The 23,717-nt window shown below is 61.8% G+C and carries 25 protein-coding genes; 10 read left to right on the forward strand and 15 right to left on the reverse strand.

The features are described from left to right. Window positions 1-39 precede the first annotated feature (39 nt). Window positions 40-588, reverse strand: a complete 549-nt coding sequence (locus B5526_RS19025; protein WP_079540498.1) for a L,D-transpeptidase family protein — start codon at window positions 586-588, stop codon at window positions 40-42. A 252-nt stretch (window positions 589-840) separates the two neighbouring features. On the opposite strand from B5526_RS19025, the gene B5526_RS19030 reads away from it, so the two are divergent. Continuing rightward, window positions 841-1,527: a response regulator transcription factor gene (locus B5526_RS19030; protein ID WP_024514994.1), complete on the forward strand. Its 687-nt coding sequence runs from the start codon at window positions 841-843 to the stop codon at window positions 1,525-1,527. Window positions 1,528-1,590: 63 nt separating this feature from the next. Continuing rightward, window positions 1,591-2,034, forward strand: a complete 444-nt coding sequence (locus B5526_RS19035) for a cyclic nucleotide-binding domain-containing protein (RefSeq protein WP_079540499.1) — start codon at window positions 1,591-1,593, stop codon at window positions 2,032-2,034. 195 nt (window positions 2,035-2,229) lie between these two features. On the opposite strand, the gene B5526_RS19040 is transcribed toward B5526_RS19035, so the two are convergent. The 4 genes from B5526_RS19040 to B5526_RS19055 form a co-directional block, all read right to left on the reverse strand. Next, complete coding sequence (locus B5526_RS19040; RefSeq protein WP_079540500.1) at window positions 2,230-3,045, reverse strand: exodeoxyribonuclease III; 816 nt, start codon at window positions 3,043-3,045, stop codon at window positions 2,230-2,232. A gap of 203 nt (window positions 3,046-3,248) precedes the next feature. After that, window positions 3,249-4,088 carry an outer membrane lipoprotein carrier protein LolA gene (locus tag B5526_RS19045; protein WP_079540501.1) on the reverse strand — a complete coding sequence of 280 codons (840 nt, stop codon included), beginning with the start codon at window positions 4,086-4,088 and terminating at the stop codon, window positions 3,249-3,251. A 139-nt stretch (window positions 4,089-4,227) separates the two neighbouring features. Beyond that, window positions 4,228-6,678 (reverse strand): DNA translocase FtsK, encoded by a 2,451-nt coding sequence (locus B5526_RS19050; protein WP_079540502.1) that lies wholly within the window; start codon window positions 6,676-6,678, stop codon window positions 4,228-4,230. Between the two features lie 74 nt (window positions 6,679-6,752). Continuing rightward, window positions 6,753-7,967 (reverse strand): aminotransferase class I/II-fold pyridoxal phosphate-dependent enzyme, encoded by a 1,215-nt coding sequence (locus B5526_RS19055; protein WP_079545106.1) that lies wholly within the window; start codon window positions 7,965-7,967, stop codon window positions 6,753-6,755. 168 nt (window positions 7,968-8,135) lie between these two features. On the opposite strand from B5526_RS19055, the gene B5526_RS19060 reads away from it, so the two are divergent. Beyond that, window positions 8,136-8,372: an AbrB/MazE/SpoVT family DNA-binding domain-containing protein gene (locus B5526_RS19060; RefSeq protein WP_079540503.1), complete on the forward strand. Its 237-nt coding sequence runs from the start codon at window positions 8,136-8,138 to the stop codon at window positions 8,370-8,372. Next, entirely contained in the window at window positions 8,369-8,776 is a 408-nt protein-coding gene (locus B5526_RS19065; protein ID WP_079540504.1) for a type II toxin-antitoxin system VapC family toxin, read from the forward strand. Before B5526_RS19060 ends, B5526_RS19065 begins: the two co-directional genes overlap by 4 nt. Window positions 8,777-8,836: 60 nt before the next feature. Here B5526_RS19065 and B5526_RS19070 read toward each other — a convergent pair whose 3' ends face one another. Continuing rightward, a complete protein-coding gene (locus B5526_RS19070) occupies window positions 8,837-9,256 on the reverse strand; it encodes a hypothetical protein (protein ID WP_079540505.1) in 420 nt (139 codons plus the stop codon). Between the two features lie 384 nt (window positions 9,257-9,640). Here B5526_RS19070 and B5526_RS19075 point away from each other — a divergent pair, with 384 nt between their 5' ends. After that, window positions 9,641-10,426: a GGDEF domain-containing protein gene (locus tag B5526_RS19075; RefSeq protein ID WP_154071354.1), complete on the forward strand. Its 786-nt coding sequence runs from the start codon at window positions 9,641-9,643 to the stop codon at window positions 10,424-10,426. A gap of 46 nt (window positions 10,427-10,472) precedes the next feature. Here the strand turns inward: B5526_RS19075 and B5526_RS19080 are convergent, their stop codons facing one another. The 5 genes from B5526_RS19080 to B5526_RS19100 all read right to left on the reverse strand — a co-directional run bounded on the left by B5526_RS19080 (window position 10,473) and on the right by B5526_RS19100 (window position 15,258). Beyond that, a complete protein-coding gene (locus B5526_RS19080; RefSeq protein WP_079540507.1) occupies window positions 10,473-11,318 on the reverse strand; it encodes a DUF3658 domain-containing protein in 846 nt (281 codons plus the stop codon). 47 nt (window positions 11,319-11,365) lie between these two features. Then, the gene (locus tag B5526_RS19085) at window positions 11,366-11,776 is read right to left on the reverse strand and encodes a GFA family protein (RefSeq protein ID WP_079540508.1); all 411 of its coding nucleotides are present in this window, start codon (window positions 11,774-11,776) and stop codon (window positions 11,366-11,368) included. A gap of 925 nt (window positions 11,777-12,701) precedes the next feature. After that, window positions 12,702-14,144 (reverse strand): ammonium transporter, encoded by a 1,443-nt coding sequence (locus B5526_RS19090; RefSeq protein WP_079540511.1) that lies wholly within the window; start codon window positions 14,142-14,144, stop codon window positions 12,702-12,704. Between the two features lie 37 nt (window positions 14,145-14,181). Continuing rightward, window positions 14,182-14,520: a P-II family nitrogen regulator gene (locus B5526_RS19095; RefSeq protein WP_008142813.1), complete on the reverse strand. Its 339-nt coding sequence runs from the start codon at window positions 14,518-14,520 to the stop codon at window positions 14,182-14,184. Between the two features lie 399 nt (window positions 14,521-14,919). Beyond that, complete coding sequence (locus B5526_RS19100; RefSeq protein WP_079540513.1) at window positions 14,920-15,258, reverse strand: P-II family nitrogen regulator; 339 nt, start codon at window positions 15,256-15,258, stop codon at window positions 14,920-14,922. Window positions 15,259-15,507: 249 nt separating this feature from the next. On the opposite strand from B5526_RS19100, the gene B5526_RS19105 reads away from it, so the two are divergent. Further along, window positions 15,508-16,392: a DUF4339 domain-containing protein gene (locus B5526_RS19105; protein WP_079540515.1), complete on the forward strand. Its 885-nt coding sequence runs from the start codon at window positions 15,508-15,510 to the stop codon at window positions 16,390-16,392. Between the two features lie 26 nt (window positions 16,393-16,418). On the opposite strand, the gene tesB is transcribed toward B5526_RS19105, so the two are convergent. Further along, window positions 16,419-17,279, reverse strand: coding sequence for an acyl-CoA thioesterase II (gene tesB, locus B5526_RS19110; RefSeq protein WP_079540518.1), 861 nt, complete (start codon window positions 17,277-17,279; stop codon window positions 16,419-16,421). Window positions 17,280-17,474: 195 nt separating this feature from the next. On the opposite strand from tesB, the gene B5526_RS19115 reads away from it, so the two are divergent. Continuing rightward, window positions 17,475-18,695 carry a ubiquinone biosynthesis hydroxylase gene (locus B5526_RS19115; protein WP_079540520.1) on the forward strand — a complete coding sequence of 407 codons (1,221 nt, stop codon included), beginning with the start codon at window positions 17,475-17,477 and terminating at the stop codon, window positions 18,693-18,695. 77 nt (window positions 18,696-18,772) lie between these two features. Here the strand turns inward: B5526_RS19115 and B5526_RS19120 are convergent, their stop codons facing one another. After that, window positions 18,773-18,970: a Trm112 family protein gene (locus tag B5526_RS19120; protein WP_079540522.1), complete on the reverse strand. Its 198-nt coding sequence runs from the start codon at window positions 18,968-18,970 to the stop codon at window positions 18,773-18,775. Window positions 18,971-19,038: 68 nt separating this feature from the next. Beyond that, entirely contained in the window at window positions 19,039-19,575 is a 537-nt protein-coding gene (locus tag B5526_RS19125; protein WP_079540524.1) for a TetR/AcrR family transcriptional regulator, read from the reverse strand. Between the two features lie 91 nt (window positions 19,576-19,666). Between B5526_RS19125 and B5526_RS19130 the strand changes: the two genes are divergently transcribed. Then, complete coding sequence (locus tag B5526_RS19130) at window positions 19,667-20,017, forward strand: hypothetical protein (RefSeq protein ID WP_079545107.1); 351 nt, start codon at window positions 19,667-19,669, stop codon at window positions 20,015-20,017. A gap of 15 nt (window positions 20,018-20,032) precedes the next feature. On the opposite strand, the gene B5526_RS19135 is transcribed toward B5526_RS19130, so the two are convergent. Next, window positions 20,033-21,379 carry a PQQ-dependent sugar dehydrogenase gene (locus B5526_RS19135; RefSeq protein ID WP_079540526.1) on the reverse strand — a complete coding sequence of 449 codons (1,347 nt, stop codon included), beginning with the start codon at window positions 21,377-21,379 and terminating at the stop codon, window positions 20,033-20,035. Window positions 21,380-21,532: 153 nt separating this feature from the next. Here B5526_RS19135 and B5526_RS19140 point away from each other — a divergent pair, with 153 nt between their 5' ends. Beyond that, window positions 21,533-21,814: a FeoA family protein gene (locus tag B5526_RS19140; RefSeq protein WP_079540528.1), complete on the forward strand. Its 282-nt coding sequence runs from the start codon at window positions 21,533-21,535 to the stop codon at window positions 21,812-21,814. Window positions 21,815-21,832: 18 nt separating this feature from the next. Continuing rightward, a complete protein-coding gene (feoB, locus tag B5526_RS19145; protein ID WP_079540530.1) occupies window positions 21,833-23,704 on the forward strand; it encodes a ferrous iron transporter B in 1,872 nt (623 codons plus the stop codon). The last annotated feature ends 13 nt before the right edge of the window (window positions 23,705-23,717 follow it).

The following is a 23,717-nucleotide window of genomic DNA, read 5'->3' on the forward strand; positions in this document are numbered from 1 at the left end:
CGCTCGCAATGACGTGGAGAAAGTTTGCTAAAACCTCCCTCACTCAATCACGATCTTCGTGTCGGGCCCCATCCGCTCCAATAACCGCAGCATCGCGGATTTTGTCATCGAGACGCATCCGGCGGTCGGTCCGAAATTATCGCGCGCCAAATGCAAAAATACCGCGCTGCCGCGGCCCTTGATGCGCGGGGAAGAATTATGATCGATCTCGACGATGAAATCATAGAGGTGGTCGTCGCGCTTGAGCCGGTCGCCGGCTTGATCGTGACCGAGCCGCACCGGCTGGTTGTAGTGCCGGCTCGCGGGATCCTCGGACCAGGCGTCCTCGGGCCGGATGGCGCGAACGGCGAGGTGGGTCCGCGGCCGCGGATGGCGGTCGGCACGCCACCATAGTCGCCGCGGCCGGAAAATGCCCTTGGGGGTGCCGCCGTCGCCTTCGCGTTTGTTGGCCTTGATTCCGCCGCGCCCGAGCGCCACCGGCACGGCCTGCCCATCCACGGTCAGCCAGCCCCGGCGCGGATCGCCTGCGGCGGGTGAGATTCGGATCGCGGAAAGCGGCCGATTCTTTTTATAAGCATTTGAAATCATGCGACTTTCTATGCAATTCGCATAACCCCTCTTTGTCCCGGTTGTGTCCGAATGTTGCTATTTCACTGCATTACAGGACATTCATCCAAACGCCCGGGAATTCCGGGGTAGAATAGGCTGCGGCTTGTTAATCCGTAACAGTCCCCTACCTCTGTACGAATAAGACCTGACGAACGACCCTGATCTACCTACTCGAGACGCGGCAGAAGGCGCTTTCTGCTCGCACCTGCCGCCGCCCTAAGAGGATGACCCATGGCCAATGCCCGCAAGATCCTGATCGTGGATGACGATACCGATCTTCGCGACACCCTGGTCGAGCAATTATCGCTGCACGACGAGTTCGAGGCCTCCGCCGTCGATACCGGCGCCAAGGGCGCCAGCGCCGCCAAGGCCAATGCCCCCGATCTCGTGCTGATGGATGTGGGCTTGCCGGATACCGACGGCCGCGAAGTCGTGCGCTCCTTACGCAAGGGCGGCTTCAAGGCGCCGATCATCATGCTGACCGGGCACGACACCGATTCGGACACCATTTTGGGCCTCGAATCAGGCGCCAACGACTATGTGGCAAAGCCGTTTCGGTTTGCGGTGCTGCTGGCGCGGATCAGGGCACAGTTGCGCCAGCATGAAGCCAGCGAAGACGCGGTGTTTTCGGTCGGCCCCTATAGTTTCCGGCCCGGCTCCAAGATGCTGACCGGCGCCAATGCTCGCAAAGTGCGGCTGACCGAGAAGGAGACCGCAATCTTGCGGTTTCTCTACCGCGCCGGCCAATTGCCGGTGTCGCGCGAGACGCTGCTGCAGGAGGTCTGGGGCTATAATTCGGGCGTCACCACCCACACCCTGGAAACCCACATCTACCGGCTGCGTCAGAAGATCGAAAAAGACGCCGCCAATCCCGAGATCCTGGTGACGGAAGCCGGTGGCTACAAGCTGGTGCCGTGATACGATCAGGCTTGCGATTCGTGCCATTTGGCCGGAATAGCGCGTCCCGATCACCGGTTATGCATGTCGATCGAAGATGATGTTGCACTGCTCGAGCGCGTCCCGACACTGCGCCTGTTGGGCACGACCGCGTTGCGCATGCTGGCGATCGGCTCCGAGCAGCGCAATTTCGCCCGCGGCGACGTGCTGTTCAACGCCGGCGACGACGCGGATGCAGGATTTATCGTCCAGCGCGGCGCGTTCCGGATCGATGACGGCGCCGGCGCCGAGATCGTCGTAGGCCCCGGCGCCTTGATCGGCGAGCTCGCTTTGATTGCCACGATGCGGCGGCCATCCAGCGCGATCGCGCTGGAGCAATCCACAGTGATCCGCATCGCCCGCAGCCTGTTTCAACGCGTGCTCGAAAGCGATCCCGCCGCGGCGCGCCGGCTGCGCGACGAATTCGCCAACCGCACCAGCCAGCTCGCCAGCGACATCCTGATGGCCGGCGCGAAATTGAGTATTTGAGTAATCCTCGCGGTGAGGTGTTAGACCCTCATGGTGAGGAGCGCGGCAACGCCGCGCGTCTCGAACCACGAGGCCATCGAACTCGCGGCCATCCTTCGAGACGCGGCCAACGGGTCCGCGCGAAGCGCGGCCCGATGATAAACTCCGACGCCGCTCCTCAGGATGAGGACCGTCAAAGTGGCACTATCGTAGCTCTCACACCTCCAGCGTCACCGTGACCGGCACGTGATCGGACGGCCGCTCCCAGCTGCGGGCGTCGCGGGTGATCTTGAAATCGGTGACGCTCTCTTTAAGCGCGCGCGATACCCAGATGTGATCGAGCCTGCGGCCGCGATCCCCGATGGTCCAGTCGGCGGCGCGGTAACTCCACCAGGTGTAGACTTTCTGCGACATCGGGATGCGTTCCCGCGCGACGTCGATCCACTCTCCATAAGTCTGCGCCGCCAACAGCTTCTCGCATTCGATCGGCGTGTGCGAGACGACTTTCAAGAGTTGTTTGTGCGACCACACGTCGTTCTCGTGCGGCGCGACGTTCAGATCGCCGACCAGGATATGGCGGTCCTCACCGCGCGGATGCAGCGGCTCGCACGCCTTCATCTCATCGAGGAATTTCAGCTTGTGCTCGAATTTCGGATTGAGCGCCGGGTCGGGAATGTCGCCACCCGCGGGCACATAGAAATTATGCAGCACCAGCGGTTTTGTCAGCTGCGCCTTTTCACCGAACGCCACCGAGATGTGACGCGAATCGATCTTGTCGCAGAAGGTTCTGATATCGGTGGTCTCGAACGGCAGTTTAGAGATCACCGCGACGCCGTGATAGCCCTTCTGCCCGTTCAACGCGACATGCTCATAGCCAAGGCGCTTGAAGCGTTTCAGCGGGAAAGCATCGTCGATGCATTTTGTCTCTTGCAGGCACAGCACGTCTGGCCGCGCGGATTTCAGAAATTTTGCGACGAGATTGATGCGCAGCCGCACCGAATTGATGTTCCAGGTTGTCAGGGAAAACCGCATGGGGAGGATGTATCAGGGCGAAGGCCAAAAGACACGACCGATCGACAGCGGCTGTGAATATGTCTCCGACCTCATCCTGAGGAGCGCGCCCTTGCGCGCGTCTCGAAGGATGGCCGCGAGTCCGAGTGTTGCGGCCATCCTTCGAGACGCTTGCTTCGCAAGCTCCTCAGGATGAGGTCTGTGCTCGCGGCGGAAGATAAGCCTCAGCCCGGCGACACCGGATATTTGGTGAAGTCGATCTTGAACAGGCCGGGATCGAGCCTCTTCGAGGTATCGAGATTGTACACCGCGACGGTGGTGTCATAGCCCTGCGGATCGGTCACCGTCCATTGCTTGAGCTGGCCGTCCTTGGCGCCGATCATCAGCATCAACCGGCTGGTGCCGATCAGCGCCTGCTTCTCCTCGATGGTGACGCTAATGAACAGGTCATCGGCGGTCACGCTGACGACATTGGTGTCCTTCAAGAGATCGATGCGGTCCGACAATAGGTAACGCAGCGGCGTCTGCGACAGCGGGTAGATGTCCTGGGTCGCAAGCTTGCGGTCGCGCACCGCGACCGACGATCCGTCGGCGATGATCGCGATCGGGCTCGGGTCGTCATATTCGAAACGCACCTTGCCCGGCTTCTGGATATAGAAGTCGCCCTTGGTCTTGTTGCCGTCAGGTCCGACCTGAACGAAATTTCCGGCCAGCGTCTGCAGCGACGATAAATACGAGCTCACTCTCGCGGCCTGCGCCTTCTGGTTGGCGTCGAAGCTCGCAAAAATATTGCTGGGAACATTGCGGCGCGGGTCGGGAATCACTGGCTCCGGCGGCTGCGCCGACGTCGCGCCGGTCGTCATCGGCGCTTTCTGAGAGTCCGACGCGCTCATCTGGACGCTGCCGCGCGCCTTTGGTGCGGGTTTTGGTATAGGCACCGTCTGAGCGGAAGACGACGTCACGACCGATAGCGCCGCGACGCCGACCAGCGATGCCGCGATCAGCGACGCCAACGCGGTGCGTAATCCAGTGCCTATCGCGGCAATCGCGAATCGTCCGGTCATGTTACGTTTCAGATTTCCAGTCAACGCGAGGTCCTGTCAGGCTTTCGCCCATGTTATCGTGGTTCCGGCCAAAAGCAGATACCGTATTTCCGTGAAAATATAATGCAATTCCTTGTGTCCCTGGCCCGGGTCAGATTTCTCAAAACCGGCTCTCTTCTTCTTCGACCAGAATCTCGCGCTTTCCGGCGTGGTTAGCCTGGCCGACAATGCCTTCCAGCTCCATCCGCTCCATCAGCGACGCCGCGCGGTTATATCCGATCTGCAGCCGGCGCTGGATGTAGCTGGTGGAGGCCTTGCGGTCGCGCTTGACGATCGCAACCGCCTGCGCGAACAAATCGCCGCCGCCATCGCCGCCCATGCCGGTTGCATCGAACACCGCGCCGTCCTCATCGGTCGGCTCCTCCGCCGTGACGGCTTCGAGATATTCCGGCTGGCCTTGGGTCTTGAGATGGCGCACCACCTTCTCGACCTCTTCGTCCGAGACGAAGGGACCGTGGACGCGGCTGATGCGTCCGCCACCGGCCATATAGAGCATGTCGCCCTGTCCGAGCAGCTGCTCGGCGCCCATTTCGCCCAGGATCGTGCGGCTGTCGATCTTCGAGGTGACCTGGAACGAGATGCGGGTCGGAAAATTCGCCTTGATGGTGCCGGTGATGACGTCGACCGAGGGCCGTTGCGTCGCCAGGATCACATGCAGGCCGGCGGCGCGCGCCATTTGCGCCAGCCGCTGCACCGCGCCTTCGATATCCTTGCCCGCGACCATCATCAAGTCGGCCATTTCGTCGACGATGATGACGATGTAGGGCAGCGGATCGAGATCGAGTTTTTCTTCCTCGTAGATCGCCTTGCCGGTTTCCTTGTCGAAGCCGGTATGCACGGTGCGCGTCAGCGCCTCGCCCTTCGATCGCGCTTCCACCAGGCGGGCATTGTAGCCGTCGATGTTGCGCACGCCGACCTTGGACATTTTCTTGTAGCGCTCTTCCATCTCGCGCACCGCCCATTTCAGCGCGACCACGGCCTTCTTCGGATCGGTGACGACCGGCGTCAGCAAATGCGGAATGCCGTCATAGACCGAGAGTTCGAGCATCTTGGGGTCGACCATGATCAGGCGGCACTGATCGGGCCGCAGCCGGTAGACCAGGCTCAGGATCATGGTGTTGATGGCGACCGACTTACCCGAGCCCGTAGTGCCGGCGATCAACAGATGCGGCATCCGCGCGAGATCGACGATGATGGAATCGCCGCCGATGTTCTTGCCGAGGCAGAGCGGCAGTTTTGCAACGCTCTCGTTGCCGTCCTTTACCGAAAGCAGCTCGCGCAAATAAACTTTTTCGCGATGCGCGTTCGGCAATTCGATGCCGATCGCGTTGCGGCCGGGGACCACCGCGACGCGCGCCGACAGCGCGCTCATCGAACGCGCGATATCGTCAGCAAGCCCGATGACGCGGGAGGATTTGATGCCGGGCGCGGGCTCGAGTTCGTACAACGTCACCACCGGGCCGGGATGGGCCTTGACGATCTCGCCGCGGACACCGAAATCCCCGAGCACGCCTTCCAGCGCGCGCGAATTGCTATCGAGCTCCGACTTGCTGAGCGGCTGGCGATCCGAGGCTTTCGGGGCGGTCAGCATCGACACCGCAGGCAGGTCGAACCTGTCGGAGGATTTGCGCGCAGGCGCCCGTGGTGCAGCCTTCTTGCGCGGGGCGCGGGCGGCCGCCGCTTCTTCTTCCTCGTCGTCCTCTTCGTCAAAATCTGTGTCGGTCTGCGGCGTCAACGCGGGCGCCGCGCGGCCGAGACTGGGCTCCTGACGCTCGAACGCCGCTGTCCGCGGCGCCGGCGCGCTCGCGACCAGCGAGCGATAGGCGGTGGTCAATAGCCATCCGAGCCGCGCCTTCGCGCTCATCAGAGCATGAAACGCCCATCCAATCGAAACCGAACCGCCGTCATCGTCCGCTTCTTCGTCCTCGAACGGCGCGTCGTCTTCGTCGATCCCGGCCGCCTCCTCATCCTGCGCGCGCGAACCTATGCCGCCAGCGATCAGGAATGTCGCGATCATCGCGGCGAACAGGATAGTGCCGAGCACGAGCCGATAGAAAAAACCGGGCGGACCGAACACGACGGCGGGCGCGCGCACCAGCGCGTCGCCGACCACGCCGCCAAGCCCGGTCGGCAGCGGCCAGGCCCCGCCATGCGGCCAGCAACTGGCAAAGCCCGCCGATATCACCGCGCAGAGAATCCAGCAGCCGAGCCGCAGCGCCTCGCGGTCGAATGCGCGGTGGGTCAGCATGCGCCAGCCCCACACCGCGATGGGCAGGATCAGCATGATGGCCCCTAGGCCCAGGATCTGCATCAACAGATCGGCGCCGATCGCGCCGGGATAACCGACGATGTTGCGGATTGCGCGCGACGTCGCGTGGCTCAGGCTCGGATCCTGGACCGACCATGTCATCAGCGCGGCTGCCGCGACGCCCGACAGCGCGATCAGGCTTAATCCCGCGAGCTCGCGAACGCGCCGCGTCAACGCTTCGCGGATCGAGGCCGGCAATTGGCTGACCAGGGGAATGACACGTTCGATCGCCGGCGTGCTCATGCTTTCGCCACTAGGTTTTCATCTTTGCGCATGATCTTTCCGGAAAACCGGTTTCCACTTTTCCGGATCATGCTTTAGTCCAGAATTTCAACGAGGCGATGCAGCGCCTCGGCGGTTGTTTCACTGTCGGCGACCAACGCCAGGCGGATATAGCCCGCGCCGGGATTGGAGCCATCGGGCTGCTGCCGCGCCAGGTAACTGCCGGGCACCACGCGCACGCCGCCCTCTCGGTAGAGTTTTAGTGTCGCGGCTTCGTCGCCGCCGCGCTCGGAAACGTCGAGCCAGACGCAGAAGCCGCCGGCGGGCCTGACATAGCCATAGCGATTGCCGAGGATCTGATCGGCGAGATCGAATTTGATCCGGTAAAGCCTGCGGTTCTCCTCGACATGCGCCTCGTCGCTATAGGCTGCGACCGCGACATGCTGCAGCGGCACCGGCACCTGGGGTGCTGCGACATTGCGCAATTCGTGAAACATGGCGAGAAACTTCTTGTCGCCGGCCGCGAAGCCGACGCGCATGCCCGGCAGGTTCGAACGTTTCGACAGCGACTGAAACGCGACGACATTTTTGAAATCAGGCCCGGCGCATTCCAGCATGCTGCCCGGCGCTTCCTTGGTGTAGATTTCCGAATAGCATTCGTCGCTGAGAATCATGAAGCCGAAGCGATCGGCGAGTTTTTTCAATCGGCCGAAATATTCCCGCGAGGCTACCGCGCCTTGCGGATTCGCCGGCGAGGCGATGTAGATCGCAACCGTTCGCGCCAGTGTGGCGTCGTCGAGCGCATCGAGGTCCGGCAAAAATCCGTTAGCAAGCGTGGTCGGCAAATAGATCTGCTCGCAATTCGCGGCGCGGGCGCCGGCGCCATAGGCCGGATAGAACGGATTGGGCATCAGGATCGCGGGCCGGCCGCGCCGCTCGCCGACATAGCGCGCGGCGGTGAGGCCGGCGAAAAACAGGCCCTCGCGGCTGCCGTTCAAAACCAGGATCTCGCTTTCGGGATCGACCGGGCGCGGCAGGTCGAACCGGGTGGACAGCCAGCCCGCGGCCGCCCGCCGGAACGGCTCGATGCCTTTCGCAATGGGATAGCGGCCGAAATCGGCGACGTGCTTTGCCAGTACCGGGCCGACAAAGTCCGGCACCAGGTGCTGCGGTTCGCCTAATGATAACGCAATCAATGGCTTGCCGGGCTGATAGGGGGCCAGTAGCTCGGTCAGCCGCGCGAACGGCGAACGCTCGCTTGCCTCGCTGCCGGCGCCCTGCGGAGCACGGGATGGAGCGGTCATGGCCATACTTCTGAACGCCAGCCTTGTTGGACGGCCGGTCGCCCGCGGACCGGCCTCAAACGGATCAAACCACCATAGATACGGCGAGGTTAAGACGCGATTAACCATCGGCGCCCCTCGACAATTTGCGTGGTATTACCATATTATATCGGAGTATTACCTTGGAGAGCGGCGATGGCAACCACGGTTACGCGCAAGGGCCAAGTGACGATTCCAAAGCCGGTTCGCGATCATTTGGGGATAGGCCCGGGCAGCCAAATCGCCTTCCGTCGCGCCGACGACGGCAGCATTGTGATCGAGAAGGCGGATAGGACGCAACAGCCGAGCCGGTTCGCCAAAGTGATCGGCAGCGCAGGACCCGGTCTTTCCACCGACGAAATCATGGCGCTGCTTCGCGGGAATGACCCGTGACGCTTGTGGATACAAATGTCCTGTTGGATGTTTTCACCAAAGATCCAAAGTGGCTGGGTTGGTCGCTAGCGCAGTTAGAGGAAGCCGCTTTTAGGGGACCTTTGTTGATCAATGATGTGATCTACGCGGAGACATCGACCCGCTATTCCACCATCGAAGATTTTGAAACTGTGCTGGCCGGCGCCGGCGTTAGGGTTGCGCCGACGCCGCGGATGGCGCTGTTTCTCGCGGGCAAGGCCTTCACGCAGTACCGCAGCGCTGGCGGGATTCGCACCGGCGTGCTCGCTGATTTTTTTATCGGTGCCCATGCGGCCGTCGAACGTTGCCCGCTGCTGACGCGCGATGCACGACGTTATCGAAATTATTTTCCGACAGTGGCGTTGATCGCTCCACGAGGGGATTGAAACAGCGGGAAGCGCCGACGGAGCGCGGCGAACCAAGTTTCGACCACGTGTTGTTTGGCCTCAGCGAACCGTGCATTGGGTGACGAGCAAGAACAGCGGCCACTGGGAAAGTAAGGACATCACGACGCACATATGGACCATGATGTGAGTCACGGGAATTGCGGGCGGGGTCATATGACCGAACAGCATTCCCCCCTGCCGGTCCATACTTTCGATTGCCCTTCGAGCGAACCAGTTCCACCGAACGGCAATGAAACAACAAAAAATGTTCAAGGGCGCCGTCAACATAACGACGTCTTCCCACAACGAGGTAGAGTGCGCGTTCTTGAGGTGCCAACTTGGACACTGATCGGGAGGTTCAGCCATCAGCAATATCGCAACGGTTACTCCGGATAGGACTACGCTCGCCGCGACAGCAAGCCGGGCAACCTTGACCCAATTGCCGTCATCAAATTTGGGAAGTTGCGTCTGCTCCGTCATGCTTGCATCCTAATCGGGACAACTGCCAAATCAAGCAGGCGTAGGACACAACAACCGACGAGGCGTGCGATCGCGCCGATGATAAACTCCACGTATTACGCCGGTTTGCCGCATCGAATGCATGCTCAACGTTCGGCGGATTAGGCCTCACTAACTAATCCACCCTGCGGACTTGCGCCCTACGGCAATCCCTCGGGGATCAGATGGAAGCGCTGCTTGTCGTTGGTGTAAATCGCCGCTGCCCGTCAGTCAGTCAAATGCAGGATATCGCGCATTTTATCCACCCGCGTCAGTCGTTGTTAACCCCGAGCCAAGGATGGACAGCAATTTAGCAATTCGCCCGCCGTGCGAATGCTATGGCTGAGGCCGGAACGGGGCGGGGTCGTGACCATTCAAATCAACACTCACAACGATGTGCTGCGCCATACAGCCAGACGGGTTGCGGTGGCCACGGGCCTGACGATTGTCATGACCGTCACCACGCTGCTGTTGATTCTGGGCACGGATTTCGACGCCACCGTCCGGGTTGGTTATGTCATCGGCTTCAGCCTGTGCGTGGCGACCGGTATCTCGGCCATGCTCGCGGGCGCGCTCAGCTATCGATCGGCGCGGTTGATGCGGGAGTTGACGCTGACGCGCATCGAGATGTCGCGCATCTCGCAAACCGATCAGTTGACCGGATTGCTCAACCGGCGCGGTTTCGACGATGCCGCCGTTCCGGCGCTCGGCGCGGCCCGCGATGCCGGCGTCCCCGTCGTTGCCTTCATGTGCGACATTGATCATTTCAAATCCATCAATGACCGATTCGGTCATGAAGCCGGCGACAAGGTGCTGGTCGGGATGGCCGATGTGCTGCGCCGCTTCGCGAGGAAAGACGGGGTCTTGGTCGCGCGATATGGCGGCGAGGAATTCGCGGCGCTGATGATTGGAATTGCCAGCGATCAGGCCGAGCAATATGCCGAGGAAATCCGCAAGGCCTGTGCGGCAAAACAAATCCTGACCGGCGAAACCTCGGAGCGCGTGACGATCAGCATCGGCTTTACCGTTGGCCGCGGTGAGGTCGAACTGGCAACCATGATGCGGATTGCCGACCAGGCGCTTTACGCCGCAAAACGTCGCGGCCGCGACCGCGTGGTGCAGGCCGACAAGCGCTCGCTCGAAATCGCGTGAAGTGAAGGGCTACGCGCTACCAGCGGCCCGTCAAGCGCAGAAGACGCTATCCACGTGGCAATCGTACCTCGCTGAATCGAAGCGCAAAGGGACTCTTTCCCTGAAATTCCAGAACGCGGTTCTCGACGAGCGCGTTGATCCGCGCAGCCAACACGATGTCGCCGGTTTGAAAAACGCCGTCCATCGTCTGATCGGTCAAAACCTCACCCACAACCCTCGCGACCTTCAGCCAATTGGCCTTCACGTGGGATAGCAAGAGTGAATCAAAGAAAGTGATTGGCGCCGACACAAGCTTGTCGCCGTCGATAACGCGTAGCGGCGCGTTTTCCGAACGGAGTTGGCGCCAGAGATCGAGATATCGGCCCCGCGCGCTCATCTGCAACGGCTCCGCCAAATCCCAGAGATCGTTGTTGCATATCGTATTGTGGTCGAGCATCCCCAGACTCATCGCCAAACGCGGCCGCCGGGGTGGGCCGTGCTCGGGGCGGTAGGAGACCTTGACGTCGGTCAGATCGACCACCTCGCACGGCGCGTCTCCGAGCCGCCAAAGCCATTCCAGGAATCCCGCATATTCCATTGCAGACCGGCGGGACACCCAGGCGATCTTTCGATGCCGCTGGGAGAGCGACTCGTTCCAAAATGCATGGGCTCGTGTCGAGATATCCTCCCAACCATTATCCCCATCTTGCTCCGGCGTGGATGGCCAGCCTGTGAACCCCAGTTCTTTCTCAACCCAATTCCTGCGGGCTTCCGGGTCAACCGGGTCGATCGGACCAAAACTCAAATTGTCGGCGAGGCTGACGACAGTATCGCCCCTGCCGCTCGCCTTGAGCGCCTCTCGAAGGCTGGCAGCGCCGGTGTCCGTGAAAACGACATGAAGAATAGGAGGCACTATTGCTCGATCCGATCCATCCGGGTTTTTGGCCTGACGAGATCGCCCTACCCGCGCTGCGGCAATCGCTCGAACGCCGGCAATCCCTCGGGGATCACGTGGAACGGCTGCTTGTCGACGGTGTAGATCGCCATCTGCGGGCTACCGAACAGGCCGGGATCGTCGAGGGTGCCGACCTTCAAGATCGCCGCAGGCAGGCCCGGCCGCAGCGTCGTCATGTGCGTGCCGCACTCGGCGCAGAATTCGCGCGTCACGGCGCCTTCCAGATCGCTGCGCGCGAATTTCTTCGGGCTACCTTTCGTAAATTTGAAGCCATCGATCGGCATCACCACAAACATATTGGGCGAACCGCCCGAGATATACTGGCATTCGCGGCAATGGCATTGCGCCTTCATCATCGGCTCGCCCTCGGCGACATACCGCACGCTGCCGCAGTAGCACCCGCCTTCGAGTTTCATGGTGTTTCCCCTGTTGTTGTCGCGCGCACATTCGACGCCAGCGAGGCGGCTTTGGCAATGTTTTTTGAACCCGTAGCCCGGACGGAGGGAAGCGAACTCCGGGATTCTGACCGCGGACGGGCTGTTCCCGGATTTCGCTGTGCTCCATCCGGGCTACGGCGCGTGCGCCAAAACGCGATTTTGTTGAATGGGTTCAACGTGATTTGGGTCGTCCAGTCCCATTCGCAAAAATAAATCCGTTTCCATCTGACCCAAATCACTTCTAAAACTCACCCCGTCTCGTCCCACACAAGGGGCGTATCGCGATCGTCACGGACGCGGGATGGGATGCGGTGGACGCTGATAGTGCCATTGACGAACGGCACGAAGGCGGACGGCGAAGTCGTGTGGTCCTGACACCCCGACGCTGGTGTCAAGTTGGTGGACGCAAATCCGCCGATGACGGTGGCAAAAGAGCCCGGTCACCGGGGAGAGCACGAAATAAGCCGTAAAACCATTGCGTGCGGGAATGCCGGGATGTTCCGGTGGACTCGTGGTGACTAACGCGCGTGCTTTCTACACTACACGCGCGGCTGCGGGTGCATCGGCACCCGGCATTCCCCACGCCCTCACGGGCGGAGAATTCAGCACAACTCGGGCGCATCGCGCCGCGGGATCGCGAACCTCTATCCAGTCGTCATTGCGAGCGAAGCGAAGCAATCCAGCTTTGACGCCGAGAAACAGAAAAGCTGGATTGCTTCGTCGCTGCGCTCCTCGCAATGACGGGGGTCGGCTGTTTGAAAATTGAATCAGCAAACTCTCACCCGCCAAAAAGAAAGGGGCTCCAACTTGCGCTGGAGCCCCTCAACGGTCAGGGCATTGCCGGGTATGTGCCCGAACCGTAGTTCTGGGCGCGATCCTGAAAAAGATCGCGCCCCGGGAGAACTCACATATTGTAGGCCCGCTCGGTGTGCTCGGTGATGTCGAGGCCTTCGCGTTCGGTCTCGACATTGGCGCGCAGGCCGACGATGACGTCGACGACCTTGTAGAGGATCGCCGAGCCGATGCCGGACCACACCAGCGTGGTGCAGACGCCCCAAATTTGCGAGATCATCTGCGCCGAGAAGTCGTAGTCGGCGATCTTGCCGGCGGTGTAGTCCATGATGCCGGTGCCGCCGAGCGCCGGGTTGACCAGGATGCCAGTGCCGAGTGCGCCGACGATGCCGCCGATGCAGTGGACGCCGAACACGTCGAGCGAGTCGTCATAGCCGAGCGCGTTCTTCACCACGGTGACGAAGAACAGGCAGACCACGCCGACCACGAGACCGAGCACGATCGCGCCCATCGGACCGGAGTAACCGGCCGCGGGCGTGACCGCCACAAGTCCCGCCACCGCGCCCGAAATCGCGCCGAGCACGGAAGGATGGCCCTTGATGATCCACTCCGCGAACATCCACGACAGCGCTGCGGCTGCGGTCGCGACGAAGGAGTTGGTCATGGCGAGCGCCGCGCCGCCATTGGCCTCTAAGTTCGATCCGGCGTTGAAGCCGAACCAGCCGACCCAGAGCAGCGAAGCGCCGATCATGGACATGGTCAGCGAGTGCGGTGCCATCAGATCCTTGCCGAAACCGGTACGCTTGCCGATCAGGAGCGCGCCAACGAGACCCGCGATGCCCGCGTTGATGTGCACCACCGTGCCGCCGGCGAAGTCGATCGCGCCCTTCTTGAAGACCCAGCCGGCGTCGGCGTTGACTTCATCGAGCTTGGCTTGCGCCGCGGTCTTCGCTGCCGCGTCAGTCGCCGCAGCGAGTGCCTTGACCGCATCCGAGATCGCGTCCGGTCCGGCCCAGTACCAAACCATGTGCGCGATCGGGAAATAGATCAGCGTCACCCACAGCGGGATGAACAGCGCGACCGCCGAGAACTTCATGCGTTCGGCGAAGGCGCCGACAATGAGGGCCGGCGTGATCGCCGCAAACGTCATCTGGAAACAGACGTAGACCAGTTCCGATATGTTGGCGTCGACGCTGAAGGTGGCCGCCTTGGAGTCCGGCGTCACGCCCATCAGGAAGGCCTTCGAGAAGCCGCCGATGAAATCGGATCCGCCGGTGAAGGCGAGGCTGTAGCCGTAAAGCGCCCAGATCACGGTGACGATGCACACGGTGTAGAACACCTGCATCAATACCGAGAGCATGTTCTTGGATCGGACCAGACCGCCGTAGAATAGCGCAAGGCCCGGGATCGTCATCAACAGCACCAGCACCGTCGAGGTCAGCATCCAGGCATTGTCGCCCTTGTTGACGGTTGGCTCTGCATAGGCGGCGGTCGCGGCGAACAGGCCGACTGCGAGGGCCGCCAATCCCGCGCTATAGGGACGTTTGAACGTCATTTGTTTTACTCCTGATTGAATTGGGTTGGGCGCGAAATCAAAGGGCCGCGGCATCGGCCTCGCCGGTGCGGATACGAACCGCATGGTCGAGGTTGATGACGAAGATCTTGCCATCGCCGATCTGTCCGGTTTTCGCGGCCGAGGTGATGGCATCGATGGTCTTGTCGACCTGGTCCGAGGCGACAGCAACCTCGATCTTGATCTTGGGCAGGAAGCTCACCGCGTATTCAGCACCGCGATAAATTTCCGTATGGCCCTTCTGCCGGCCATATCCCTTGACTTCCGTCACCGTTAGTCCGTGAACGCCAATGGCGGTCAGGGCGTCGCGGACTTCTTCGAGCTTGAATGGCTTGATGATCGCCATAACAATTTTCATGGGTCCTATCCCCGCTTGGGCCCGGTCGAGCGTTGACCGGGCGTTCTTGACTGAGGTTCACCACGCGGAGAAAGTTCACTACGCGGGTACAGCCGGGCCGATAGAATCAAATGCCGTGCCAGATCGATCAGACTCCCTAACGGACTATGAACGCGGACCTTTTCAGGCTTTCCGGGATTAGGTCCAACCTGCGTTATTCGGTCGCGCCTAAAGCCTAGCCATCCCTGCCTAATTCTCTAGCACGCCTGACTCCCGACATAATCATGCCCACGACGAGAGCAGAAAAAAGGTATCTGGATAGAGATTTCAGCAAAAAAGTGTCCACGCATTGCGAAAAGCCCGGTCCGTCCAGCCGGTGATTTCGTGCGTGGCTGCCGGGCGCCGGGGATTTGCGCGAATTCAGAGCGCGTCGCTGTCGGTCTCGCCGGTCCGGATCCGCAGCGCATGGTCGATCGGGGTGACAAAAATCTTGCCGTCGCCGATCTGGCCGGTGCGCGCGCTCGAGGTGATGACGTCGACCGCCTTTTCGGCGAGATCGGACGCCACCGCGATTTCGATTCTGAGCTTCGGCAGGAAATTCACGACATACTCGGCGCCGCGATAGATTTCGGTGTGGCCCTTCTGGCGGCCGTAACCCTTGACCTCGGTCACCGTCATGCCGTGGACGCCGATCGCCGTGAGCGCCTGGCGGACCTCGTCGAGCTTGAAGGGTTTGATAATCGCAACAACGAGCTTCATGGTCAGGCCTTCATTTCCCAAAATTCGATTTTCCCAGAATTCGCGAACGCCGGTCGCGCTTGCTTTGCGCCCCGCCCGACTCTGGCATCTTTCCGTGCCCTTGGCACAAAAACTTGGCCTGAGGAGGCGAAAAACAATTGCGGCTGCCGGCCTTCGCTCGGTAGCCTCCGTGTACAGGCGCCGCGGCCGTCCGCCAAGATGCGCCATAGTGCCGGCGTGGCTAGGCTCGCCAGGCTGAGGGGGAGTGAAATGTCGAACCGATCCTGGTTTTTTGCGTCCCAAGGCCAGCAACAAGGCCCCTATCCGGAGGCTCAACTACGCCAATTCATCGCCACGGGAACGGTGACGGCGGAGACGTTGGTCTGGTCCGAGGGCATGGCGGGCTGGCAGAAGGCAGGCGAGATTCCGGGCCTGTTTTCGGGAGGTTCGGGCCCACCGCCGATTTCGCAAGCGGGCGGCCCATTGGTAAGCGCCGGCGACCATGGTGGCGGGCCCTTGTCGATCGATGTCGGCGTCTGGTCGCTCCTCGGACAAAGCCTGCTGTTCGTCATCGGCTTGGTGCTGGTGATCCCCGCTCCCTGGACGGCAACCGGCTTCTATCGCTGGATGGTATCCCGCCTCCACGTCCCCGGGCGGCCCAACCTCGGCTTCACCGGCGAGGTCGGAGATATCTGGTACGTGTTCGTCGTGTTAGGCCTTTGCACCTATGCCGGGTTTAGCGGCTACACCTCTGTCCAGTTAATTCTGCTTTTGGTTGAGGGGTTTTTGTCCTGGATGGTGGTTCGATGGATCGCGGCCAATCTCTCATCGAACGGCGAGCGGCTTCCGATCGAGTTCAAGGGCAGTGTGCTGGGCTATGTCGGCTGGTACCTGCTGATGACTATTTCGGTCATCACCATCATCGGCTGGGCCTGGGTCACAACCGCCTGGATGCGATGGATCTGCCGCAACATCGGCGGCACGCACCGCGAGGTCGTGTTCAACGCGACGGGGTGGGGGGTGCTGTGGCGAACCTTGCTGTTCGGCCTGGCCTGCGGGTTCTTGATCCCCATTCCATGGGTGTTGCGCTGGTACACGCGCTGGTACGTGTCGCAATTCGCGCTGGTCGAGCGAACCGCTTACGCCAACGCATAATGACGCGCTTTACTTGATGACGCGCTCTACTTGCGCTGGCGGATCGAGCCTTCCTGGGCGACGGACGCCACCAGCGTGCCGTCGGGCTTGAAGATCAGGCCGCGCGTCAGCCCGCGGCCACCTTGTGCGCTCGGCGAATCCTGCGCGTAAAGCAGCCATTCGTCGGCGCGGAACGGGCGGTGAAACCACATCGCGTGATCGAGGCTTGCCGGCATCATGCGTTTGTCGAACAGCGTGCGGCCGTAGCGCGCCATCACGGCATCGAGCAGCGAGAAATCCGACGCATAGGCGAGCGCACACATATGCGTGGCCGGATCGTCAGGCAGTTTCGCGGCGGTGCGGATCCAGACATGGATGCGGCCGTCATCGATCTTCTGGCCGAAATAGCGCCCGAGCTCGACCGGGCGCAGTTCGATCGGCCGGTCCGACTCATAGTAACGCCGGATGAATTCCGGCATCTCGCGGAACATCGGCTGTTTTGCCACTTCCTCGGCGGTGAGTCTTTCCGGCGGCGGCACGTCGGGCATCTTGTCCTGATGATCGAACGCGCTTTCTTCCTCGACATGAAACGACACCATGATCGAGAAGATGGCATTACCGTGCTGGATCGCGGTGACGCGGCGGGTCGAATAGCTCTTGCCGTCGCGTAGCCGCTCGACCTCGTAAATGATCGGAATCTGCGGATCGCCGGGAAGAATAAAATAGCAATGCAGCGAATGCGGCAGCCGGCCTTCGACGGTGCGGCACGCCGCCACCATCGCCTGCCCGATCACCTGTCCGCCGAACACCCGCTGCCAGCTCGTCTTCGGGCTGTTGCCGCGAAACAGATTAACCTCGAGCGGCTCGAGATCGAGAATCGAAATCAGGTCGATCAGGCCATTGGACATGACGGCGCCTTCATTGCCTTAAAGTCATTCCGGGGTGAGGCAAAGCCTCGAACCCGGAATCTCGAGATTCCGGGTTCACGCGAAGCCGCGCGCCCCGGAATGACGATCTGGGGGGCTAAGAGCCTTGCTTCGCGTCACTGTTTCGCCCAGCTATAGTCATGTAGCAAGTATAGTCTGACGGCGTGAGTGAGTAAGATGTCGGCACAGCGAAGCATTGTCATTGGCGGCGGCGCGTTCGCAGGGCTCGCGCTCGCGCTCGCGCTGCGTCAGGCCCTTGGAACTGACATTCCGATTATTGTCGCCGATCCCGCCCTGGGGTCAAAGCCGAGCCGCGATCCGCGCGCGACCGCGATCGTCGCGGCTTGCCGCCGGCTGTTCGAGGCGCTCGGGGTGTGGGATCAGGTCGCAAGCGCGGCGCAGCCGATCCTCGACATGGTGGTCACCGATTCCAGGCTGGAAGACGCGACCCGTCCGGTATTCCTGACCTTCGCCGGGCATGTCGAGCCCGGTGAACCGTTCGCGCATATGGTCGAGAACCGCCATCTGATCGACGCACTGGTTGCGTGCGCCGAGACTGAGGGCGTCGAACTCAGCGCCACCGCGGTGAAGGATTTTGTCTCCCGCGCCGACGGTGTCGATGTGACGCTGGCGGACGGCCGCGTGATCGCGGCAAGCCTGTTGGTGGCGGCCGACGGCGCGCGCTCAAAGCTCCGCGAACGCGCCGGGATCGCCACCCATGGTTGGGAATACGATCAATCCGGCATCGTCGTCACCGTCGGCCATGAGCGTGATCATGGCGGTCGTGCCGAGGAACATTTTTTGCCCGCAGGGCCTTTTGCCATTCTTCCGCTGGCGGGAAAACGCTCCTCACTGGTATGGACCGAGAAACGCAACGAGGCGGCGCGCATCGTCGCCCTGAGCGAAGAAGAGTTTCACGGCGAGCTCGAGCAGCGTTTTGGCCTGCATCTCGGCGAGATCAAGGCGCTCGACAAGCCGCGCGCGTTTCCGCTTGGATATTTCGTGGCGCGCTCGTTCATCGGCGAACGGCTGGCGCTGATCGGCGACGCCGCGCATGTGATTCACCCGATCGCTGGGCAGGGGCTCAATATGGGCCTGAAGGATGTCGCGGCCCTTGCCGAGGTCGTCGTCGATGCCGCAAGGCTCGGCATGGATCTTGGACAAGCCGATGTGCTTGAGCGCTATCAGCGCTGGCGGCGGTTCGACACCATGGCGATGGGGCTTGCGACCAATTCGCTCAATCTGTTGTTCTCGAACAAATCGACGTTGTTGCGCACCGTGCGCGATATCGGCCTCGGGCTCGTCGATCGCGCGCCGCCCCTGAAAAGCCTGTTCATCCGCCAAGCCGCGGGATTAGCGGGCGAAGTGCCGCGGCTGTTGAAGGGCGAGGCGCTTTAGCGAGCGAATGGCGAATAGGGAGTAGCGAATGATAATTTCTCCATTCGCTATTCGCAACTCCCTATTCGCCTGCCTCTTCACTCGATCTTCCGCGCCTCTTCCGGCAGCATGATCGGAATGCCGTCGCGGATCGGATAAGCGAGCTTTGCGGAACGCGAGATCAATTCCTGCCGCGCCGCGTCAAATTCCAGCGGGCCCTTGGTCAGCGGACAGACCAGAATTTCCAACAGTTTTGGGTCGACGGTGCCTTCGAGGCGTTCGGGCGGGGAACTCATGCGTTGGTCTCCGGCTGGATCGTTCACTTCTGGTAGCATATTCGATTGAAACGTGAAGCGGCGCAGCGTTATCGCAAGGCCATTTTGGTGAGCTCGTCGAGCACGGCTGCCTGTCGCGCGCGCGGCAAGGGCTTGTCCGACAGCGCAAAGCCCAAAAACGCCCAATAGAAGATTTGCGCGCGGGCACGTGCTACGTCGGGCGCAAGCCCCGATGCCCGGAGCAGGCGTTCCACGTAGCTCAGCCGGCGCCGGTCGATGGCCTGCACCGCGACTCGAGCCTTTGGATCATGCGTCGCCCAGCTCCGCACCGCCTTCTCCAGCGTCAGCCTGCCGCCGAATGCCTGCCGCAGCAGCACCACAAGGGCGTTGTCTTGATCTGAGACGGCCTCGAGATTGGCAATGATCTGTTCGGCCGCAACCTCGCGCCAATGTTTCAGGATCGCTGAGTGAAACGCGCCGATATCGGCGAAATGCCAGTAAAAACTGCCGCGCGACACTCCCATCGCTTTCGCGAGCCGCTCGGCTTTCAACGCCGTAAAACCGCTTCTTGCCAGCGTCTTGAGGCCCTGATCGAGCCAGTCTTTTGCGGAAAGTTGATCGCTCATGTCCCTGCCTGCGACAATCCACCATACATGACTGTATTGACGTGGGCCAGCGTCTATCCTACTCACCATACAGCACTGTATGGAGGAACCGATGCGCGACCTCTTGCTGCAATGTTCCGGCCTGCTCGCGATCGCGGCGGCGCTGATCCACGGCGCGATCGGCGAAATCAAAATACTGCCGCGCCTCACCATCGAGCCGGCGCGATTGCGCACCCTGATCCGGGTGGTCTGGCAGGCCAGTTCCGTGGCGTGGATCGGGTGCGGCGTGCTCTTGATCGCCGCTCCCTGGATGGCCTCTGAGCCCGCGCGGCACTGGATCATTGTGACCATGGCGTGCGTATTTGCATTGAGCGCGATGGGCAACGCCCTCGCCTCGCGTGGCCGGCATTTTGGCTGGATGGCGCTCAGCGCGGTGGTCGCGCTGGCGGTCGCGGGATACTGAGGCGACTTGCCGTTGTCATTGGCGTGTCACCCGCCAGATCGTGCCGTTTCCGTCTTCCGAGAACAGCAGCGCGCCGTCATGCGCGACCGCGACACCAACGGGCCGTCCCCACACCCGGGAATCATCGATGACAAATCCGGTGACAAAATCCTGATATTCGCCGGTGGGCACGCCGTCTCTGAGACGAATGCGGATGATCTTGTAGCCGGTGCGCTTTGAGCGGTTCCATGAGCCGTGCTCCGCCGCGAATCCATCGCCACGATATTCGCCGGGAAACGCGCTGCCGTTGTAGAAGGTGAGCCCCAGCGAGGCGGAATGCGCCTGGATCAGAACGTCTGGCGTGGTGACCTTGCCCTTCAAATCGGGACGTTCGCCCACGTGCCGCGGATCTTCGTTGTTGCCGATATAGTACCACGGCCAGCCGTAGAACCCGCCCTCGCGTACCCGCGTCACATAATCCGGCACCAGATTGTCGCCAAAACCATCGCGCTCGTTGGTCGAGCAATACACATCCCCGCTTGAGGGATGAACCGCGAGCCCGACACAATTGCGGATACCACTGGCAAAGATGCCCGCGGGTTTTCCATCGGGCTCGAACATCAGCACATCGGCGCGATCGGTTTCGCTTCCCCAGCTAGCGCCGAGCGGGTGGTTCGCATTCCAAGCCGGCAATCCGCCTGGCGGGCTTCCCATCCCTTCCGCGTCATTGCCGGCCGAGCCGACCGATACCAGCATCCGCTTGCCGTCCTGGGTGAACACGATGTCCCTGGTCGAGTGTCCGTAGCCATGCGGCAACTCCGCAACGACGGTTACGGGTTTTCCGGTGGCCTTGAGATCCCCCGCTTTGTAGGGAAAGCGAAGGACGCTATCGGTGTTGGCGACGTAAACCCATTGGGGATTGTCTCCACTCGGATAAAAGGCAATCCCGAACGGCTGCTTCAGCCCGCTCGCGTAGATCTCGTTCGCGGAAGGTTTTGCGGCGCCGTCGGCGGCGCGTAACACGCGAATTCGTCCCGACCCGGTTTCGGCGATGAAGATGTCGCCGTTCGGCGCCAACCGCATCTGGCGCGGTCCGCTCAGTCCCTCGGCGAATAATTCGATCTTGAATCCGGCTGGAACTTGCGGAAGCGCCCCCGACGGGCGCTTGACGACGCGGGAGACGTTGGCAGATGAGGGCGTTGCCCCGGGCCGCGGCAGGTCTTCAGGCTTTATCAGGCGCATCACGCCGGGCCGGTCGGTGCGCCAGTCACCAAACGCGGCGCTGCCCAAAAGCGGCCCCGATTGGGCCAGCGCGTGGCTAACGCCGGCGCCGGCGAAAACCGCTGCCGCCAATAGGCATAAAGGCCGATTGTGCAAGCGCATGATCCTTCAATCCTTCCATATATTCCAACCGCGGCGTTCAACATTCGTACATGTCTTCGTTACCCGGCGGCCGCGAACTTATAATCTATCTAAGGTGGGCCGGTTTCCGATCGTCACGCTTGACCTCTCTGCCCGCGATTGAAAATACAAGCCATGGCAAGCACCAAACCAACTGACGCCCGCCCGCAGATGCCGCTGGGATTGGCCCAACGCGGCTACTCCGGCGTGATCCAGCATCTCGCGGCGGATGATTCGGGCTCGGCGCTTTCCGCCATCGAGCTCGAAAGCCGTCTGATCGAGCTCGGCTTCGTGGAAGGCGCCAAGGTCGAGGTGCTGCACGAAGGCATTGTCGGGCGCGACCCGATCGCGGTCCGCATCGAGAATGTCACGATCGCGGTGCGCCGGCGCGAGGCGATGGCCGTTATCGTCGCCTGACGGAACTGGACTGCCGCCATGGAAGCACCACTGATGCATCTCGCTCTGGTCGGCACGCCGAACAGCGGCAAGACCGCGCTGTTCAATGCTTTGACCGGAAGCCGTCAGAAAGTCGCGAACTATCCCGGCGTCACGGTGGAGCGCAAAGAAGGCTCTTTCGTCACGCCGCTCGGCCGTCAGGTGTCGGTGGTCGATCTGCCCGGCACCTATTCGCTGCGCGGCCGCAGTCCCGATGAAGAAATCACCCGCGATGTCGTGCTCGGCCGCACCGCCGGCGAAGCGCTGCCCGATCTTGTGCTGTGTGTCGCCGATTCCACCAATCTGCGGCTCACCATTCGTCTGGTGCTCGAACTCAAGCGCACCGGCCGGCCGCTGATGCTGGTGCTCAACATGTTCGACATCGCCACCCGCCGCGGCGTCACCGTCGACGTTGTGCGGCTCTCGGAAGCCTTGGGCATACCGGTGGTGACCTCGATCGCGGTGCGCAAGGGCGGCACCGCCGAGCTGTTGCGGCGGACCGACGAGATCGCCGCGCAGGCCGCGATCCCGGTGCAGGAAAATCGCTGGCAGCCATTGTCGGTCGCGGAATTGCGCGCCACCCAGCGCGAGGCCGATCGCATCATTGCGGCGACCGTCAGCCTGCCCGCCAAACCCGATACCTGGACCGCGCGGATCGATGCCGTCGTGCTGCACCCGGTCGCGGGTCTCGCCATCCTGGCGCTGATTCTTTTCGTGATGTTCCAGGCGGTGTTCGCCTGGGCGCAGCCCTTGATGGAGCTGTTGTCGTCCGCCTTTGTCGCGCTAGGTCAATTGGTCCACGACACCCTGCCCGCGGGCCCGTTGCAAAACTTCCTGCAGAACGGCGTCATTTCCGGCGTCGGCAGCGTCATCGTGTTCCTGCCGCAGATCATCGTCATCTTCCTGTTCATCCTGCTGCTCGAAGATTTCGGCTACATGGCGCGCGCGGCGTTCCTGATGGATCGCATCATGGGCGGCGCCGGCCTGCACGGCCGCGCCTTTATTCCGCTGCTCTCGAGTTTTGCATGTGCCATCCCCGGCATCATGGCGACGCGCGTGATCGACAATCGCCGCGACCGCCTGACCACCATCCTGATCGCGCCGCTGATGACCTGTTCGGCGCGCATCCCGGTCTATACGCTGATCATCTCCGCCTTCATTCCCGCGAAACAGATATGGGGCTGGATCGATCTGCGGGGGCTCGTGATGTTCGGGCTCTATGCCGCGGGCATTACGAGCGCATTGGCGGTGTCGTTCCTGATAAAGTTCTTCATGTTGCGGGACTACGCGCCGGCGCCCTTCATGCTGGAACTGCCGGACTACAAGCTGCCGCGCGTCCGCAGCGTCGCGATCGGCATCTACACGCGGGCAAAGATGTTCTTGCAGCGGGCCGGCACCACGATCTTCTCGATGATGGTGCTGATCTGGTTCCTGGCATCGTTCCCATTGCCGCCGGCCGGCGCCGAAGGCCCCGCCATCAATTACAGCCTCGCCGCCATGATCGGCAAAGCGCTGGAGCCATTGCTGGCGCCGCTCGGCTTCAACTGGCAGATCGCGGTCGCGCTGATTCCGGGCATGGCCGCGCGGGAAGTCGCGGTCGCAGCCCTCGGTACGGTTTATGCGATCGAGGGAGGCAAGGAGGCCGCCGAACAGATCGGACAGGTGCTCGCCACCAAATGGAGCCTCGCGACCGCGCTGTCGCTACTGGCCTGGTATATCTTCGCGCCGCAATGCGCCTCGACGCTGGCCGTGATCCGTCGCGAGACCGGAAGCTGGAAGTGGATGGCGGTAACGTTCGGCTACATGTTGGCGCTCGCCTATGCCGCGAGTTTGGCGACCTACAATATCGCCTTGGCGCTGGGCGCAGGATAGCTCGCGATCGAAG

Source organism: Bradyrhizobium lablabi, assembly GCF_900141755.1.
Classification (GTDB): Bacteria; Pseudomonadota; Alphaproteobacteria; order Rhizobiales; family Xanthobacteraceae; genus Bradyrhizobium; species Bradyrhizobium lablabi_A.